At 54.5% G+C, this 16912-nt stretch carries 16 protein-coding genes; 7 read left to right on the top strand and 9 right to left on the bottom strand.

Annotated features, from left to right (window positions below):
• Positions 1 to 107: 107 nt before the first annotated feature.
• The 5 genes from glnQ to rhtA all read right to left on the bottom strand — a co-directional run bounded on the left by glnQ (position 108) and on the right by rhtA (position 4428).
• Entirely contained in the window at positions 108 to 830 is a 723-nt protein-coding gene (gene glnQ / locus OQV00_RS18270; RefSeq protein ID WP_004859814.1) for a glutamine ABC transporter ATP-binding protein GlnQ, read from the bottom strand.
• Positions 827 to 1486, bottom strand: coding sequence for a glutamine ABC transporter permease GlnP (gene glnP, locus OQV00_RS18265; protein WP_004859816.1), 660 nt, complete (start codon positions 1484 to 1486; stop codon positions 827 to 829). Before glnP ends, glnQ begins: the two co-directional genes overlap by 4 nt.
• A gap of 150 nt (positions 1487 to 1636) precedes the next feature.
• Positions 1637 to 2383: a glutamine ABC transporter substrate-binding protein GlnH gene (glnH, locus tag OQV00_RS18260; protein WP_004859818.1), complete on the bottom strand. Its 747-nt coding sequence runs from the start codon at positions 2381 to 2383 to the stop codon at positions 1637 to 1639.
• Between the two features lie 404 nt (positions 2384 to 2787).
• Positions 2788 to 3291, bottom strand: coding sequence for a DNA starvation/stationary phase protection protein Dps (gene dps / locus OQV00_RS18255; protein ID WP_004859819.1), 504 nt, complete (start codon positions 3289 to 3291; stop codon positions 2788 to 2790).
• A 249-nt stretch (positions 3292 to 3540) separates the two neighbouring features.
• Entirely contained in the window at positions 3541 to 4428 is an 888-nt protein-coding gene (gene rhtA / locus OQV00_RS18250; protein WP_004859821.1) for a threonine/homoserine exporter RhtA, read from the bottom strand.
• Positions 4429 to 4781: 353 nt separating this feature from the next.
• On the opposite strand from rhtA, the gene ompX reads away from it, so the two are divergent.
• Positions 4782 to 5291, top strand: a complete 510-nt coding sequence (gene ompX / locus OQV00_RS18245; protein WP_004859826.1) for an outer membrane protein OmpX — start codon at positions 4782 to 4784, stop codon at positions 5289 to 5291.
• A 107-nt stretch (positions 5292 to 5398) separates the two neighbouring features.
• On the opposite strand, the gene OQV00_RS18240 is transcribed toward ompX, so the two are convergent.
• The gene (locus OQV00_RS18240; protein ID WP_015584840.1) at positions 5399 to 6976 is read right to left on the bottom strand and encodes a phosphoethanolamine transferase; all 1578 of its coding nucleotides are present in this window, start codon (positions 6974 to 6976) and stop codon (positions 5399 to 5401) included.
• Between the two features lie 269 nt (positions 6977 to 7245).
• Positions 7246 to 7371, bottom strand: coding sequence for a manganase accumulation protein MntS (gene mntS / locus OQV00_RS18235; RefSeq protein ID WP_004859832.1), 126 nt, complete (start codon positions 7369 to 7371; stop codon positions 7246 to 7248).
• 181 nt (positions 7372 to 7552) lie between these two features.
• On the opposite strand from mntS, the gene mntR reads away from it, so the two are divergent.
• The 5 genes from mntR to OQV00_RS18210 all read left to right on the top strand — a co-directional run bounded on the left by mntR (position 7553) and on the right by OQV00_RS18210 (position 12627).
• Positions 7553 to 8026, top strand: coding sequence for a manganese-binding transcriptional regulator MntR (gene mntR, locus OQV00_RS18230; protein ID WP_004859834.1), 474 nt, complete (start codon positions 7553 to 7555; stop codon positions 8024 to 8026).
• Entirely contained in the window at positions 8023 to 9135 is a 1113-nt protein-coding gene (locus tag OQV00_RS18225) for an anion transporter (protein WP_136342436.1), read from the top strand. Before mntR ends, OQV00_RS18225 begins: the two co-directional genes overlap by 4 nt.
• Before the next feature lie 107 nt (positions 9136 to 9242).
• Entirely contained in the window at positions 9243 to 10283 is a 1041-nt protein-coding gene (locus OQV00_RS18220) for an aldo/keto reductase (RefSeq protein ID WP_162661519.1), read from the top strand.
• Positions 10284 to 10437: 154 nt separating this feature from the next.
• The gene (locus tag OQV00_RS18215; protein WP_032716938.1) at positions 10438 to 11814 is read left to right on the top strand and encodes a glycoside hydrolase family 1 protein; all 1377 of its coding nucleotides are present in this window, start codon (positions 10438 to 10440) and stop codon (positions 11812 to 11814) included.
• A gap of 96 nt (positions 11815 to 11910) precedes the next feature.
• Complete coding sequence (locus OQV00_RS18210) at positions 11911 to 12627, top strand: GntR family transcriptional regulator (RefSeq protein ID WP_015584836.1); 717 nt, start codon at positions 11911 to 11913, stop codon at positions 12625 to 12627.
• A gap of 295 nt (positions 12628 to 12922) precedes the next feature.
• Here the strand turns inward: OQV00_RS18210 and ldtB are convergent, their stop codons facing one another.
• Together ldtB and OQV00_RS18200 are read right to left on the bottom strand one after the other, a co-directional pair.
• The gene (ldtB, locus tag OQV00_RS18205; protein ID WP_160873486.1) at positions 12923 to 13846 is read right to left on the bottom strand and encodes a L,D-transpeptidase; all 924 of its coding nucleotides are present in this window, start codon (positions 13844 to 13846) and stop codon (positions 12923 to 12925) included.
• Between the two features lie 191 nt (positions 13847 to 14037).
• Positions 14038 to 14820: a tyrosine-protein phosphatase gene (locus OQV00_RS18200; RefSeq protein WP_004859850.1), complete on the bottom strand. Its 783-nt coding sequence runs from the start codon at positions 14818 to 14820 to the stop codon at positions 14038 to 14040.
• Positions 14821 to 14998: 178 nt separating this feature from the next.
• Between OQV00_RS18200 and OQV00_RS18195 the strand changes: the two genes are divergently transcribed.
• Entirely contained in the window at positions 14999 to 16594 is a 1596-nt protein-coding gene (locus OQV00_RS18195; protein ID WP_004859854.1) for an ABC-F family ATPase, read from the top strand.
• Positions 16595 to 16912 lie beyond the last annotated feature (318 nt).

Here is a 16912-nt window from a genome sequence, read left to right as displayed (position 1 = left end):
ATCTCATTCCAAAACCATTAAGTATAGAAGTTGATAGCGGGAGAAGCGGCGTGGGATGTGTCTGGAAAGCGAAAGCGGCTCCCCGCATACGGGGAGCCAGGGGAATATCAGGCGACGTGCTGCAGGAATTCGCGCAGACGCGGGCTCGGTGGGTTTTTCACCAGTACCTGCGGATCGCCATCTTCGGCGATACGCCCTTTGTCGATAAAGATCAGTCGCGATGCCACTTTCTCAGCAAAGCCGATCTCGTGAGTAACGATGACCATCGTCATCCCTTCTTCCGCCAGATCCTGCATCACTTTCAGCACTTCGTGGCGTAGTTCCGGATCCAGTGCCGAGGTCGGTTCGTCAAACAGCATCATTTTGGGTTTTACCGCCAGGGCGCGAGCGATTGCGACGCGCTGCTGCTGGCCGCCGGAGAGCTCGGAAGGGTAGTGGTGCGCGCGTTCGGCGAGTCCCACTTTTTCCAACAGATCTTTAGCCAGTTTTTCGGCAGCCTCTTTTTTAGCACCACGCACGCGTAGCGGCCCGAACATGACGTTCTCCAGCGCCGTCAGGTGCGGGAACAGATAGAACTGTTGGAACACCATCCCGGCTTCCTGACGGATCAGGCGCTCGTCGACTTTCGGGTCATTAACCTTCAGGCCATCGACGATCAGCTCGCCGCTGGTGATCTCTTCCAGTTTGTTAATACAGCGCAGCAACGTCGATTTCCCGGAGCCGGACGGCCCGATAATCACCACAACTTCGCCTTTATTGATCTTCAGATCGATATCGTGCAGCACCTTGGTCGGGCCAAAGTGCTTGGAAACATTTTTAAATTCAATCACAGGATTTTCATCCTTCTTTCAAGACGACGCAGAACAAAGCTCAACACCAGGGTGATGATCAGATAAATCACGGCCACGGCGCTCCAGATTTCCAGCGCGCGGAAGTTACCGGCAATAATCTCCTGACCCTGACGGGTCAGTTCGGCGACGCCGATGACGATAAAGAGCGAGGTATCTTTGATGCTAATGATCCACTGATTACCCAGCGGCGGCAGCATGCGACGCAGCGCCAGCGGCAGAATCACGTGGCGGATGGTTTCGCGACGGGACAGGCCAAGCGCCAGGCCGGCTTCACGGAAGCCCTTGTGAATTGAGAGTACCGCCCCGCGGGTAATTTCTGCGATATAGGCGCCGGAGTTGATCATGATGGTCACGACTGCCGCCGAGAAGGGGTCAATGCGAAGATCATTGAACGCCATCGGCAGGGCGAAGTAGATAAACATGACCTGAACCACAATCGGGGTTCCGCGAATGATCTCGATAAAGACTAACGCAATGTGGTTAGCAATCCAGCCGCCAAAGCAGCGGGCGAAACCGGCGACGAGGCCGATTATCAGGCCGCCAGCCAGGCCGAGGACGGAAATCCACAGCGTCATTTTGGCGCCTTCCAGCAAAATTGGAATGGCAGGCCAGATGGCACTCCAGTCAAACTGCATAGTTCGTTCCTGTTACCGTGTCGAAAAACAGAGGCGTGCCTCTGAGAAAAAATGACTCAGGCCTGCGGCAAAGCGATACCCGGACGGTGGCCAGTAGCCCTGTCCGGGTGATCGGAATTCAGCAGACCTGTAAGCGATCAATGCTGATTATTATTTTGGCTCAGTACCGAACCATTTTTTATAAATTTCGTTGTAGGTGCCGTTTTCACGCAGCGTTTTCAGCGCGCCGTTCACTTTCTCGCGCAGCTCGTCGCTGCCTTTCGGGAAGGCGATACCGTAGTTTTGCGCTTCCAGCGATTCCCCTACCGCTTTGAACTGACCGTTGCCGGCCGTTTTGATGAAGTACAGGATGTTTGGCGTGTCATGCAGAACGGCATCGGCGCGGCCGGTACCCAGCTCCATATAGGCGTTATCGATATTCGGGAACTGACGCAGGTCTTTGGTTTTGATATTGGCTTTCGCGTAGTCAACGGAGCCGGTACCGCCTTTCACGGCCACAACTTTACCGTTCAGGTCCTTCACATCTTTGATGTCGTTGTTATTGGCTTTCACCATCACCAGCAGACCGCTCTTATAGTAGCCATCGGAGAACTCGATCGCTTTCTTGCGTTCTTCAGTAATGGTAATCCCCGCCAGCGCGAGGTCGATGTTTTTGGTTTGCAGCGCAGGAATGATGCCGCTGAAATCCATCGGCTTCAGGGTATAGTTCAGTTTCAGCTCTTTCGCGATGGCGTCCCACAGGTCGACATCAAAACCGACATACTTATCACCTTGCTTAAATTCAAACGGAACAAACGCCGTATCGGTCGCAACAATCAGTTGTTTTTCAGCGGCCTGAGAAGAAACCGCAAAAGCCAGGGTCAGTGCAGCCAGTGAAACTTTAAATACAGACTTCATAGCATTTCCTTTTTTATCCACGGGACGATCCCCTGCGAGAACGCGTAACCATATGAAAAAATCGTGCCAGTTTTACAACTTGTTGTTTTATAACAAACGAAGTCTATCCTGTTGCACGGTTTCGGTTATAGATCACGGCAGATGCACCGCAATGGGGCGTCATTTTGGTGCGTCATAAACACGCCGCATAACAAGTGCATTTTTAACGCAAACACTGATGGTAAAACAATCTCGCCGTAACGATTGTGTGAGGTGATTATTACAATTGTTTTACTTTTGTACGTATTTTGTCCATTGTTGCGCACTAAAATGGTGCGAGTGAGGCGCGAGGAAAAAATCAGGTGGCAGAAGTGAGGATAATCTGAAAAAAAACCGCCAGCGAGGCTGACGGTGATTGTGCAGGTTTATGCGATGTTGGCTTCGATGAACCACAGGAATTTATCCAGGTCGCGGGAGGCGGCGGTAAAGATATCGGCGGTGTCTTCATCTTTTGCTTCGCCGATCGCTTTACGCACGTCATTGGCCACAATCGCGTAGCGGTCAGCCAGCTCTTTCAGGTGATCCTGAACGTTGTGAATATCCAGCGGGTAGCTTTTCAGCGGGGTTTTGCTGTTGATCACCTGAGTGGTGCCCAGCGCAACGCCGCCCAGCTGTACGGCACGTTCAGCCATGGTGTCGAGGTGGTCGGTCAGAGCGGTGCGGAAGCCATCCAGCATTTCATGAACGGCAATAAAATTGGCACCGCGCATATTCCAGTGAGCCTGCTTGGTAATCAGCGACAGGTCAATGAACTGGATCACCTGACGATTCAGCAGCTCGACGGTTGCTTTCTTCTCATTGTCTGCAACATCGTTGCGGGTATAGAGCAGATCGGATGCTTTCGTTTTAACCAGTTTTGCGGTACTCATAGTTTCATATCCTCTTGATATTTATACTCGTCATACATCAAATTTGAATCAAATGGAGCGCTTGTCCCCGGTAACTAATGGCACTAAGTATAGCAACGGATTGCCATATGGGGAGGGCGGTTGTCCCTATCGGTTCGATAGTGCGGGGAGGTTGGCTATTTTGAAAAAGGGGTGAAATTGCGTAAAAAGTCAGCGGGGTGGCGCGGTTCTGCACGATGCGAGAACCTCGTGCAGAACGGGTAACGTTGGCTAGCTGATATCCACTTTTTCGATTTTACTTTCCCGACGCATCGTCAGCGTAGAGCCCATTGAGGCGAGGATAATCGCCCCGAGCGCCAGGGTTTGCGTAGAGGTCAGCGTCTCGCCCAGAAATATCATTCCCGATAGCGCGGCGAGCGCCGGCTCCATGCTCATCAGCGTGCCGAATGTGCGGGTAGGCATACGGGTGAGGGCAATCATTTCCAGCGAGTACGGCAGCGCCGTAGAGAGGACGGCGATGGCCAGTCCCAGCGGCAGCAGCGACCACTGGAACAGCGTGTCGCTTGCCTGCAGCATGCCCAGCGGGACAAAGACCACGGCGGCAATAAGCGATCCCATCGCCACCGTTGCCGGACCGTGTTCTTCTCCGGCACGCTGGCCGGTCAGAATATAGACGGCCCAGCAGGCCCCGGCGCCCAGCGCCAGCAGCGCACCGGTCAGATCGACCTGCGCGACGTCTTGCCCCAGCGGCAGCAGGAACCACAGCCCGAGTACGGCCAGGATCACCCAGACGAAATCGAGCGGACGCCGCGAGCCAAACAGCGCCACCGCCAGCGGCCCGGTAAACTCCAGCGCCACCGCAATCCCCAGCGGAATGCGCTGAATCGATAAGTAGAAGAGATAATTCATTGCCCCCAACGCCAGACCATACAAGAGGAGCGGCAGGCGCTGCTCTGCGGTAAAGCGCAGGCGCCAGGGCTTGAAGACAATCACCAGAATCAAGGTGCCTAATGCCAGGCGCAGCGCGGTTACGCCGGGTGCGCCGACCAACGGGAACAGCGATTTCGCCAGCGAAGCGCCGCTCTGGATAGAGACCATGGCGATTAAAATGACCAGTATCGGCAGCCATGCCGGTATTTTGCGGGACGAGCCGGGCATCCTTTCTCCTGTCAGGGTTTGTCAAATGCGGTAAAGGTTCCAGTGTAAATGAATTACCTGGCTACGGTTTATCTATTGTTGAAAAAAACGCGTTCGGGAGGCGTACAATGGGGCGAGACGAGAAGAGAAATTAACCTGTTGATTAGGATTAATCTGGATGCACGTGCGGGGCTTTATCGGCCTTAATAGTAGGGTATTCGCCAAAAACGGTTGTTTTCCAGTTTGTTACAGAATTATGGAAACTTTTGGTTACATGAAAAGCTATGTTAGACAGTGTAAAGTCAAAAGAGTTTCCTGAAAGTTTTTGATATATTTAAGACTTAGGACTTATTAGAAACACATTTGAGGTGGTTATGAATAAAATTGCACGTTTTTCAGCACTGGCCGTTGTTCTGGCTGCATCCGTAGGTACCGCTTTCGCTGCAACTTCTACCGTTACCGGTGGTTATGCTCAGAGCGACATGCAGGGTGAAGCCAACAAAGCTGGCGGTTTCAACCTGAAGTACCGTTACGAGCAAGACAATAGCCCGCTGGGTGTTATCGGTTCTTTCACCTACACCGAAAAAGACCGTACTGAATCTGGCGTATACCAGAAAGGCCAGTACTACGGCATCACCGCAGGTCCGGCTTACCGTCTGAACGACTGGGCTAGCATCTACGGCGTAGTGGGTATCGGTCACGGTAAATTCCAGGACAACAGCTACCCGAACAAGCACGACATGAGCGACTACGGTTTCTCTTACGGTGCAGGTATGCAGTTCAACCCGATCGAAAACGTTGCTCTGGACTTCTCCTACGAGCAGTCTCGTATTCGTAACGTTGACGTTGGCACCTGGATCGCTGGCGTTGGTTACAGCTTCTAATCGCTTCGGTGATATAAAAAATCCGCCTCACTGGGGCGGATTTTTTTTGCCTGCAGCCCGCGACGTTCGCCCGGGTTTGCCGCCGCCGTTTCCCGGCGGCGTGCCTGCTAGTGGGTCGTGAACAGATCGCTACCCAGGTGGGTATAGTCTACTTTCTGTAGCTGGAAGTTGGTGATATAGGCCGGCCCGGCGGCTTGTTCAGAGATAAAGCGGTAGCGAGGCGTAATCTCGGCGGCGCGGATCCCGGTCCACTGGGAGAAGAACCCGAGGAAATCGTTGGCAGAGCGCCGTGCCTTAATCACTTTATGCGCTTTATCATCGCTGGACAGCACCATAAACGGCACCTGGAAATTCTGCTGGTACTTATCGTCGTGCGCCAGGTACTGAACCTCTTTACCGCGCTCTTTAAAGGCCAGACCGTGATCGGAAAAATAGGTCATCGAGAAGCTTTCGCCGGAATTCTGCAGCTGATGATAGAGCTTGCCGAGCAGCGTATCGGTTTGCGTCATGCTGTAGAGATAGCAGGACGTCTCTTTCGATTGCACAAAGACGGTATATTTTCCCTTGGTGCGATCGCAGGCCTGCGGGTGCGATCCCATCAGATGCAGGACGATCAGCTGCGGCTGGGTCCGCTGCACGGAGAGCACCTGCTCGGTTAGCTTCAACAGCTGCTCATCCTGAGTATTTTTGTTGGCCTCAAAATCGCCATTCTTGAGGAACTGCACCTCATCCGCACGCTTTGCGATGCTGGCTATCGCCGTATCGTATTCGCCAATTTGCCCCTGATTGGAAAACCACCATGTCTGGAAGCCGGCGCGGTTCGCCAGCGTGACGAAGTTATCCTGGTATTGCGGCTTGCCGTCCACCACCCGGTTGAGCGTCAGGCCGAGAGATTTTTGCGTTGAACCGCTGGCGGAAATGTAGTCATTAAACAGATAGCCGTTGACTGAACTGGCGAACGGCGTGTTGTCCCAGTGGCCGCCAAAAGCCCCAAGCGCATCGCGGCGCGCGCTCTCTCCGATGACCACGACGTAAAGCTGATATTTGGGTTTGACCGCCAGCACATGCCAGCTGTCTTTCATATTGGCCAGCTGAGCCATACGCGCCTGCTCGTCCAGCACTTCATTATTGTTGACCACCACGTCTTTCACGAAACGGAAGGCGGGATAGCCGGTATCAATCACTTTGAAGACGCCGCCCCAGGCCAGATTCTGCACCGGCTGCAGAAAGAAGATGCCGATGCTGAACAGCAGCCCCAGCACCTCCATTTTGCTCCACGGCTTACGCGCTTCCGCTTTACGACGCACGGCAATCACGCCCAGCGCAAAAATAAAGACCGCCAGCAGGTAGTTGTACCAGGGAAAGATGGTCAGAATTTCGGTGGACTCTTCGACATTGGTGGCATGCAGCGCCAGCAGAGTATTGAAGTTGGGGGCGCCGTACGCCTGGCCAAACGGGTAATAGAAGGCGGCAAGCAGCGAGTAGCCTCCTACCACAACCTTTTGCATCCGCGGGGCATGACGCCACAGCAGATGTAACACGCATGTAAATGCGACGGTATAGAGCAGGCTAAATTCATAGCCGAGTGCGAGGTTAATCAGCAGAGACTGGAGAAAATAAAATCCTGTCCACGGGTTAGGGACTAATCCGCGAGCGACCAGCGTTTCTTTCAGGGTGACATTCATAGTAATTAATCAAAAAGACGCCATGTGCATCCCCTGGCATCAAGGGGTAAAACCTGCTGGACAGTGCCTGAAGAGGGTCTCTGCGAGCCGCAGTAGTGGCAGGGCTGACAAAAGATAGGGCTTGCAAATGATAAGGTCAACCGGACATAACGGATTGTTTTGAGAGAAAGCTTACAAAACTTGAAAAAAGCGGCGAGAACGCGGCGAAACGGGTCAGTTTGACAGGGTATTGTGACGGAAAAATGAAGCGGCGTACCGCGACGCCGCATTTAGTGATGGGGTTTTTCCTGGCGATTCTTGCCGTTCATCATGTCGCACAGCATGTTAATCAGCATTAAGCGGACTTTAAAAGGAGAATGAGTAAACACGCGTAAGCACCTCTGGAATTCGTTCATGGGACCTCCTGTAATTTCGCCCTTCGCTCCTTGAAGGATGTCTGTATTACATACAGATATAGCACAGGCTATATTTTATAGCTATGGCTAAAACGTTAATTTTTTGTGCTACGGGCCCAATCATTTACAATGGGGATCTTTTGAGATGATGCTTGATGCGTCACACGTATGAGGAAGCACAATGAACCGTCGCGCCGGAAGACCTATAACAAAAAAAGTGACGCAGCTTGTTAATGTTGAAGAACACGTTGAGGGGTTTCGCCAGGTACGCGAAGCCCACCGCCGGGAGCTGATTGACGACTACGTCGAATTGATTTCAGATCTGATTCGCGAAGTGGGAGAGGCGCGTCAGGTTGATATGGCCGCGCGTCTGGGGGTCTCCCAGCCAACGGTGGCCAAAATGTTAAAACGCCTGGCCAGCGTCGGGCTGATTGAGCAGATCCCATGGCGCGGGGTCTTTTTAACTCCGGAAGGTGAGAAGCTGGCGCATGAGAGCCGCGAACGCCACCAGATCGTCGAGAATTTCTTACTTGTTCTGGGCGTGAGTCCGGAGATAGCCCGTCGTGACGCGGAAGGGATGGAACATCACGTCAGTGAAGAGACGCTGGCGGCATTTAATCAGTTCACCCTTAAATACGGGCAGCAAGGAGAATGAATCTTCCCTTTGTTCACTCTCTGGCTCGCGATCGTTTTCTGCATTTACTGGTGATCATCGCCTGCGGCTTAAGTTTCTTTGTCCCGTTTGCGCCAAAAAGCTGGCCCCAGGCTATCGACTGGCACACGATTATCACCCTGAGCGGCTTGATGCTGCTGACTAAAGGGATTGAACTGAGCGGCTATTTTGATGTGCTTGGCCGCAAAATGGCGCGTCGGTTTGCCACCGAGCGTCAGCTGGCCATATTTATGGTCCTTGCGGCGGCGCTGCTCTCGACGTTTCTGACCAATGATGTGGCGCTGTTTATCGTCGTACCGCTCACGCTGACGTTGAAAAAATGGTGCGCGATACCGGTTAACCGGCTGATTATTTTCGAGGCGCTGGCGGTCAACGCCGGATCTTTGTTAACACCGATCGGTAATCCACAAAATATCCTGCTGTGGGGGCGATCCGGCCTCAGCTTCCTTGGGTTTATCGGGCAAATGCTACCGCTGGCGGCGGCAATGATGTTGACGCTGCTGGTACTGTGCTGGTGCTGTTTCTCCGCCACCCGTCTGCACTTTCAAAGCGCGGACCGGGCGCCATCGTGGCAGCCGAAGCTGGTGTGGGGCTGCCTGGCGTTTTATCTGATCTTCCTGACGGCTTTAGAAATGAAGCTTGAACTGTGGGGGCTGGGACTGATTCTTCTCGGCTTTCTGCTGCTGGCGCGGGCGGTGATTATCCATGTGGACTGGTCGCTGCTGCTGGTCTTTATGGTGATGTTCATTGACGTTCATCTGTTGACGCAACTTCCCGCGCTGCATCAGGTTTTAAGCGGGGTGGGGCAGCTTTCTGCCGGCGGCTTGTGGCTGTCGACGATTGGCCTGTCGCAGTTCATCAGCAACGTACCGGCCACCATACTGCTGCTCAACTATGTTCCTCCTTCGCCGCTGCTGGCCTGGGCGGTCAACGTCGGCGGCTTTGGCCTGCTTCCCGGCTCGCTGGCGAATTTAATTGCACTGCGTATGGCATCAGATCGCCGCATCTGGTGGCGCTTCCATCTTTACTCTCTGCCGCTGCTGCTGTGGGCGGCGCTGGTGGGCTACGCCTTACTGTTATTCATCGCCTGATTTTCAGAGGATTGGGCAAGAAAGAGACAGAATCACCCCATTCGCCCGTTCCGCCGCGGGCGTATAACGTTAACGCTGAGGTTTAATATCCTGATGAGGAGAGTCCAATGCGTTATCAAAAACTCGGAAATACCGGTCTGTTTGTCTCCCGACTGTGCCTGGGCACCATGACTTTTGGCGGCGAAGGCGGCATGTGGGGAAAAATTGGTCAGTTGCGCCAGGCTGAGGCCGAACAGCTGATGGGCAGTGCGCTGGATGCGGGCATTAACTTTATCGACACCGCCGATGTCTATTCTGAAGGCCGTTCGGAAATGTTAACCGGTCAGGCGCTAAAAAATCTGAAGGTTCCGCGCGAGAACGTGGTGGTGGCCACCAAAGTCTTTGGCGAAACCGGCACAGCCGGCGTCAACTCCCGCGGCAGTTCGCGCTTTCACATCATGGGGAGCGTCAAAGAGAGTCTGCGACGGCTGCAGCTCGATCACATCGATCTTTATCAGCTGCACGGTTTCGATCCGGCAACGCCCATCGAGGAGACGCTCTATGCACTGGATAATCTGGTGCAGCAGGGACATGTCCGCTACATCGGTGTGTCAAACTGGGCGGCCTGGCAAATCGTGAAAGCGCTGGGGATTTCCGCGCGTCTGGGGCTGTCGCGCTTCGCCTCCCTCCAGGCTTACTACACGATTGCCGGGCGCGATCTCGAACGTGAGCTGATTCCGATGATGCAGAGTGAAGGGGTCGGTTTGATGGTCTGGAGTCCATTGGCCGGCGGTCTGCTGAGCGGAAAGTACGATCGTGACGGCCAGAGCGCCGAGGGCGGCCGTCGGCAGGCGTTTGATTTCCCGCCAGTAAATAAAGATCGCGCCTTCGACTGCATCGATGTCATGCGCGTCATCGCGGAGGCTAAAGGTGTTTCGGTCGCGCAGATTGCCCTCGCCTGGCTGCTGCATCAGTCGGCGGTCAGCAGCGTGATTATCGGCGCCAAACGTCCCGAGCAGCTGGCGGACAACCTCGCCGCCGTCGATATTCAACTGAGCGAGGTGGAGCTGGCCCAGCTGGATGCGGTCAGCGCACTGCCGCGCGAATACCCCGGCTGGATGCTGGAGCGGCAGGGTGAATATCGCCGCGATCAGCTCGCACAGCAGTAAATACAGGTCGCTGTCTGGCCGGATCGGGGCCCCCGATCCGGCTTTTTTTATTTGCTGCGCTCACAAAAAACGATCCTTTGTTTTGCCTGGGTGGTGAAGATCGTTTATATGACTAGTCATGAAATTTAAATGACTAGTCATATAGAGGCGTGAGATGAACAATAGACTACCGGCGGACTTTTTGTGGGGTAATTCGGTTTCCAGCATGCAAACGGAAGGGGCCTGGAATGAAGGGGGGAAAGGGATGTCGGTGTACGATATTCGCGAGCCTGCGGAATTCGCCTCCGACTGGAAAGTCGCCACGGACTCATACCATCGTTACCGGGAAGATTTCGACCTGATGCAGGATCTGGGGATGAACTGCTATCGCTTCCAGATTGCCTGGAGTCGGGTGTGTCCGCTGGGCGACGGCGAATTTAATGAAGAGGGGATCGCTTTCTACCACCGGTTTATTGATGAACTGATCGCCCGCGGTATTGAGCCGATGATCTGCCTGTATCATTTCGATATGCCGCTTTCACTGGCGGAACGCTATAACGGTTTCACCGACCGTCGTGTGATGGACGCCTTTATTCGTTACGGCCAGAAGATGATCGCCTGCTACGGCGATAAGGTGAAGTACTGGCTGACCTTCAACGAGCAGAATCTCTACCATATGCCGGAGGCGTTCCTCATTACGGGCTATCTGCGCGGTGAGAAAACTCTGCGCGAGCTGTACCAGATCCAGCACCACGTGATGATGGCCCATGTTCACCTGACCCACTATCTGCATCAGGCGAAACCGCACTGCCTGATGGGCGGTATGCTGGCGCACGCGCTGGTCTATCCGGCGACCTGTAAGCCGCGCGATATGCTCTGCGCCCAGCAGCTTGATGAGTTCTTTAACCAGAACCTGCTCCGCGCATTTGCCGGTGAAGGCTACAGCCCGGAAGTCATGCACTTCGTGGCGCGGGAAGGTTTTAGCGAGATCTATCGGGAAGAGGATCTGGCGCTGATGGCGACGGTAAAAGTCGACTATCTGGCCTTCAGCTACTATGCCAGCCGGACTCTGGACAGCGATCCCGTTCCTCCCGGTACGCCGGTGAACAACTATATGCTGTTCGGCGATAAACCGAATAGCTGGCTGAAAGCGACGGAATGGAACTGGCAGATTGATCCGCTCGGTTTCCGCATGATCATCACGCGCTATTACAACGACTGGCGTTTGCCGGTATTCCCGATTGAAAACGGCATTGGCGTGATTGAGTCATGGGATGGTGAGACGCCGGTGGCCGATGATTACCGTATTGCCTATCATCGCGATCATATCAACGCCATGAAAGAGGCGATATTTGAAGATGGCGCGCAGGTGATAGGCTACCTCGGCTGGGGACTGATTGATATCCTCAGCTCTCAGGGCGATATGCGCAAGCGCTACGGCGTGGTGTATGTGAATCGCGAAAACCACGATCTGAAAGACCTTAAGCGCGTGCCGAAGAAAAGCTACGCCTGGTTAAAGCAGGCTATCCGCAGCAATGGTGCAGAGATGTAGCGGGGCGAGCGGCGGGCGTTTGGTGTATTCTTAGGCCCGCCAGCCCTGGTGCAGCAGAGTATATCCAGAGACAATCATCATAAAAAAGGACGGGGAATGACGGCGAAGTATCTTTCGATCGCGCGGGAAATAAAAAAACGGATTATCAGCCAGCAGTACCCCGCCAGCGCCCCGTTACCCGACCAGTTTGCGCTGGCGGCGGAATTTAACACCAGCAGGATGACCATCCAGCAGGCGATGCGCCAGCTTATTGTCGAGGGCCTTATTTATACCCGCAAAGGGCAGGGCACCTTCGTGCGGAAAAACTTTCTGCAGCTCTCGCAGTGGGAACTGCCGGGCAGCGATTACTTCGGCGCCACCAAAACCTGGGAGCATCTCGGGGAAGTGGCCAGCCAGGTGATCCGCTTTGAACTGCGCTTTGCCACGGAAAAAGAGCAAACCTCGCTGCTTATCGACGCCGATGCCCCAGTCTATGATTTTGTCCGCCTGCGGGTGCTCAACGGCGAACCGGTCTCGCTGGATATGACGGTGATGCCCGTGGCGCTGGTGCCGGGGCTAAATAAAACGCATCTGGAAAGCTCGGTGTTTCGCTACGTGCAGGAGACGCTGGGGCTGAAGCTAATGGGCTCGTATCGCGTGGTGCGGGCGATGAAGCCGGATGCCCTCGACCAGCTGCACCTGAACTGCGGCGAGAGCGACCCGGTACTGGAAGTTGAGCAGGTTATCTATCTGGAAGACGGGACGCCGCTGGAGTATGCCCGCTGCCACTATCGCTACGATCATGGCGGCATTATCCTGGTCAATAACGGATAAAAAAGGCGGGCACCGGGCCTAATGGCGATCGTTCAGGGGGCGGTTGACCGATCCGCCAGAGGTGTAAGAATCCGTCATCTCACAGAGATTGCCGTTTCGATTCGGCTTCAACATATCTGTAGGCGTTCCTGCCCCGTAGGTCGCTGTTAAGCCGGGGATTTAGTTTTTACGGTGGTGCAAACCACCGTTTACCGGCATCGCCCTGGCCGGCGATAAACCAAAAAAAAGCGGGTCACCTTTCAGTGACCCGCATTAGGCGCAAGGCCTGCTTTTTTTATGTCGTTACGTCAGAAGATTAGTTCAGACGAACCGGCATACCGGAACGGTTCTGGACAGCCTGCTCGACCACGGTCTGATCGACATCGGACTGACTGGTGACCGCCTGGACTTCTTTGGTCAGCGTAATCGGTACGATTTCACCGCCCTGGAACTGCGCTTCGGTGGTGGAGAGCGGGTTATGTACTTCGACATAACGGCTGCCGTCCGGCTCGGTAGTGGCTTTCACCGGCTCATCGATAAACTCGACGCGGGTACCAACCGGCACATTCTCAAACAGGAATTTGATGTCTTCGTTACGCAGACGGACGCAGCCGTGGCTGACGCGCAGCCCGATACCGAAGTTAGCGTTGGTGCCGTGGATCGCATACAGACGACCAATGTACAGCGCATACAGCCCCATCGGATTGTCAGGACCCGCCGGTACGACGGCCGGCAGCGGGTTACCCGCCGCGATGTATTCCGCGTGCATCTTCGCCGTCGGCGTCCAGGTTGGACCCGCTTTCTTACGTTCTACCTTGGTGACCCATTTGATCGGCGTATCTTTGCCCAGCTGGCCGATACCAATTGGCAGCACGATAACGGTGTTGGTGCCTTTCGGGTAGTAGTAAAGACGCATTTCCGCGCTGTTGATAACGATACCTTCATGCACGGTGTCCGGCAGAATCAGCTGCTGCGGGATATTCAGCACGGTGCCGCTCTTCGGCAGATAGGTATCCACGCCCGGGTTGGCTTCCAGCATGTTGGACAATCCCATCTGGTATTTAGCTGCGAAATATTCCAGCGGTTGCTTGTTGTTATCAGGAACCGTAATCACCTGGTTCTGACCAATCAGTCGGCTACCGTCGGTCGGCAGCGGATAAGTGACAGCGGATGCAGTGTTGCAAAAGCCGACGAGGGCGAAGGCTGCCGCTAAGAGTGTCGATATTTTCATATTCTTCATGTCGTGTGCAGTGGCAAAGCCACAAAGGCCTTTGTCAGATGATTCAGCTAATAGATGGGAGCGCATTATATGTGCATTCCATCCAACAGGGAAATCAGATGTGTACGAAATCACACTTTTTTGCCAGTTGTTTCAAGTGTAGTTCGCCGTTTTTCATTTCTGCGGCAAATCGTGGCAGGAAAAAACGGCATTTACCCCTCGAGAAAGCGTGAGCGCAGCGCTTCGCGCGCGTCGGGCGTCAGCTGATATTCCTGTTCCAGCCATGCATCCACGCTGGCATAGCGCTCGTGAATTGCCGATAGCGCCGCCGCGAGGTACGACTCATGTACCGTCAGGATTTCTGCCAGATTCTGCCGTCCGCGGGAGCTCAGTTGATCGCCGAGCAGGCCGAGGAGTCCGGTTTCGACCTGGTTCAGCGTACCGTGGGTGAGGAGATACTCCTCCATCACCGTCGGCGTGTCGCAGCCAAGGGCGAACAGCGTCAGCGCGCAGCCCACGCCGGTACGATCTTTACCCACCGCACAGTGCTGCAACAGCGCACCGTCAGCTGGCTGCATCAGCCAGCCGGCAAGCTGGCGATAAGCGGCGTTATTAAAGGGCAGCTGACGATAAAGCTGCAGCATAAATTTCTCGCCGCTCATGGCATTGAGCGTCGCGGCGTTAAGTTCCGTGACTTTGGCATCGACGCCTGGCGTCAGAGGATTGGCGGGCGCATTGAGATAACGCATCCGTCCATTCAACCTGTCGGGGCTGCGCTGGACCTCGTGCGGATCGCGGTAATCAATGACCCGGGTCACCGGCAGATTGTCCAGATGGCTCAGATCCTCGTCGGTCATCCGATGTAACGCGCCGGAGCGCAGGAGTTTCCCCTCGCGTATGCGGCGGCCGTCGGCGGTATGCAGGCCGCCGAGGTCACGAAAGTTGATGCCGCCCTGAAGCGATAAGAATGCCGGATGGCGGGAGTATGTGGTCATAGGTTCCTTCCAGATTAAGGGAAAAAATCATGTATCGGTTAAATGAATCGCGCAATATGAGAGAGACCGTACCACAGGCGCTGCCTGCGATTTTATTGCAAACCGTGAAAAGTGATGGCTTTGCTGGCATAATGCCCGATGTATCACACTTCTCATTCTCTTTTTTCAGGATAACCCCGTGCTAGTATCCAGCAACGTCACCATGCAGTTTGGCAGTAAGCCGCTGTTCGAAAACATCTCCGTCAAATTTGGCGGCGGCAACCGTTACGGCCTGATTGGCGCCAACGGTAGCGGTAAATCCACCTTTATGAAGATCCTCGGCGGCGATCTTGAGCCGACGTTGGGTAACGTCTCTCTCGATCCGAACGAACGTATCGGTAAACTGCGTCAGGATCAGTTCGCCTTTGAAGAGTTCACCGTGCTGGATACGGTCATTATGGGCCACGGCGAGCTGTGGGAAGTGAAGCAGGAGCGCGATCGCATCTATTCTCTGGCGGAAATGAGCGAAGAAGACGGCTATAAAGTGGCCGACCTCGAAGTCACTTACGGTGAGATGGACGGCTATTCTGCCGAAGCGCGCGCCGGTGAACTGCTGCTCGGCGTCGGGATCCCGGTTGAACAGCATTACGGCCCGATGAGCGAAGTGGCGCCAGGCTGGAAGCTGCGTGTACTGTTGGCGCAGGCGCTGTTTTCGAACCCGGATATCCTGCTGCTCGATGAACCGACGAACAACCTGGACATCGACACCATTCGCTGGCTGGAGCAGGTGCTGAACGAACGTGACAGTACCATGATTATCATTTCGCACGACCGTCACTTCCTGAACATGGTCTGCACCCATATGGCCGATCTCGACTACGGCGAACTGCGCGTTTATGCTGGTAACTACGACGAGTATATGACCGCCGCGACCCAGGCTCGCGAACGCCTGCTGGCCGACAACGCCAAGAAAAAGGCGCAAATTGCCGACCTGCAATCCTTCGTCAGCCGCTTTAGCGCGAACGCCTCAAAATCTCGCCAGGCGACTTCCCGCGCCCGCCAGATTGACAAAATTAAGCTGGATGAAGTAAAAGCGTCCAGCCGTCAGAACCCGTTCATCCGTTTTGAACAGGATAAGAAGCTGTTCCGTAATGCGCTGGAAGTGGAAGCGCTGGCGAAAGGTTTTGACAATGGTCCGCTGTTCAAAGGCGTCAATCTTCTGCTGGAAGTGGGTGAGAAGCTTGCCGTGCTGGGGACCAACGGCGTGGGTAAATCCACGTTGCTGAAAACCCTGGTGGGTGAGCTGGAACCGACCAGCGGCAGCGTAAAATGGTCTGAAAATGCGCAGATTGGCTACTATGCGCAGGATCACGAGTACGAATTTGAAAACGATCTGACCGTCTTCGACTGGATGAGCCAGTGGAAGCAGGACGGCGATGACGAGCAGGCGGTGCGCAGCATCCTCGGTCGTCTGCTGTTCAGCCAGGACGATATCAAAAAGCCCGCTAAAGTGCTGTCCGGTGGTGAAAAAGGCCGCATGCTGTTCGGTAAGCTGATGATGCAAAAGCCGAACATCCTGGTCATGGATGAACCGACTAACCACCTGGATATGGAATCGATCGAATCGCTGAACATGGCGCTGGAGATGTATCAGGGAACCCTGATCTTCGTTTCCCACGACCGCGAGTTCGTCAGCTCTCTGGCAACCCGCGTGATCGAAATTACGCCGGAGCGCGTGATCGACTTCAGCGGTAACTACGAAGATTACCTGCGTAGCAAAGGTATCGATAACTAAGTGTCTGCGTTCCCGGCGCGCCTGCGTGCCGGGATAACGTTGTTCAGCGCCATCCTGCGCTGAATCTCTCCGCTGCAATCCGCCCTGCATTCAGACCCCTTAATTTACTCATCTTTCCTGCACAATACTGTGAATAAATAGCCGCTGAATTATCTGTTGCAGGAGGGGGCCATGAGCGCGTTTTCGCTGAGTGATTGCGTGGCTGAACCCCGTCTTCTCTGAATCTGAACGGGGTAGCGTGCAATGATTATTGTTCTGACTTTGCTGAGCCTGGTGCTTTACTGCGTGCTGATTGGTTTTCTGATTGCTGCGGTTTGA

The organism is Klebsiella sp. DY2415, assembly GCF_026314315.1.
Lineage (GTDB): Bacteria > Pseudomonadota > Gammaproteobacteria > Enterobacterales > Enterobacteriaceae > Klebsiella > Klebsiella ornithinolytica.
The sequence above is the reverse complement of the archived record's forward strand: the minus strand, read 5'-3'. Positions and strand labels throughout refer to the sequence as shown.

Bases quoted from the DNA above. Each gene is read 5' to 3' on its own strand.
- rhtA (WP_004859821.1), bottom strand. From the start codon at position 4,428: ATGCCCGGCTCGTCCCGCAAAATACCGGCATGGCTGCCGATACTGGTC.
- OQV00_RS18210 (WP_015584836.1), top strand. From the start codon at position 11,911: ATGACGGCGAAGTATCTTTCGATCGCGCGGGAAATAAAAAAACGGATT.
- glnH (WP_004859818.1), bottom strand. From the start codon at position 2,383: ATGAAGTCTGTATTTAAAGTTTCACTGGCTGCACTGACCCTGGCTTTT.
- OQV00_RS18225 (WP_136342436.1), top strand. From the start codon at position 8,023: ATGAATCTTCCCTTTGTTCACTCTCTGGCTCGCGATCGTTTTCTGCAT.
- OQV00_RS18220 (WP_162661519.1), top strand. From the start codon at position 9,243: ATGCGTTATCAAAAACTCGGAAATACCGGTCTGTTTGTCTCCCGACTG.
- mntR (WP_004859834.1), top strand. From the start codon at position 7,553: ATGAACCGTCGCGCCGGAAGACCTATAACAAAAAAAGTGACGCAGCTT.
- OQV00_RS18240 (WP_015584840.1), bottom strand. From the start codon at position 6,976: ATGAATGTCACCCTGAAAGAAACGCTGGTCGCTCGCGGATTAGTCCCT.
- ompX (WP_004859826.1), top strand. From the start codon at position 4,782: ATGAATAAAATTGCACGTTTTTCAGCACTGGCCGTTGTTCTGGCTGCA.
- ldtB (WP_160873486.1), bottom strand. From the start codon at position 13,846: ATGAAGAATATGAAAATATCGACACTCTTAGCGGCAGCCTTCGCCCTC.
- glnP (WP_004859816.1), bottom strand. From the start codon at position 1,486: ATGCAGTTTGACTGGAGTGCCATCTGGCCTGCCATTCCAATTTTGCTG.
- OQV00_RS18200 (WP_004859850.1), bottom strand. From the start codon at position 14,820: ATGACCACATACTCCCGCCATCCGGCATTCTTATCGCTTCAGGGCGGC.
- OQV00_RS18215 (WP_032716938.1), top strand. From the start codon at position 10,438: ATGAACAATAGACTACCGGCGGACTTTTTGTGGGGTAATTCGGTTTCC.
- dps (WP_004859819.1), bottom strand. From the start codon at position 3,291: ATGAGTACCGCAAAACTGGTTAAAACGAAAGCATCCGATCTGCTCTAT.
- mntS (WP_004859832.1), bottom strand. From the start codon at position 7,371: ATGAACGAATTCCAGAGGTGCTTACGCGTGTTTACTCATTCTCCTTTT.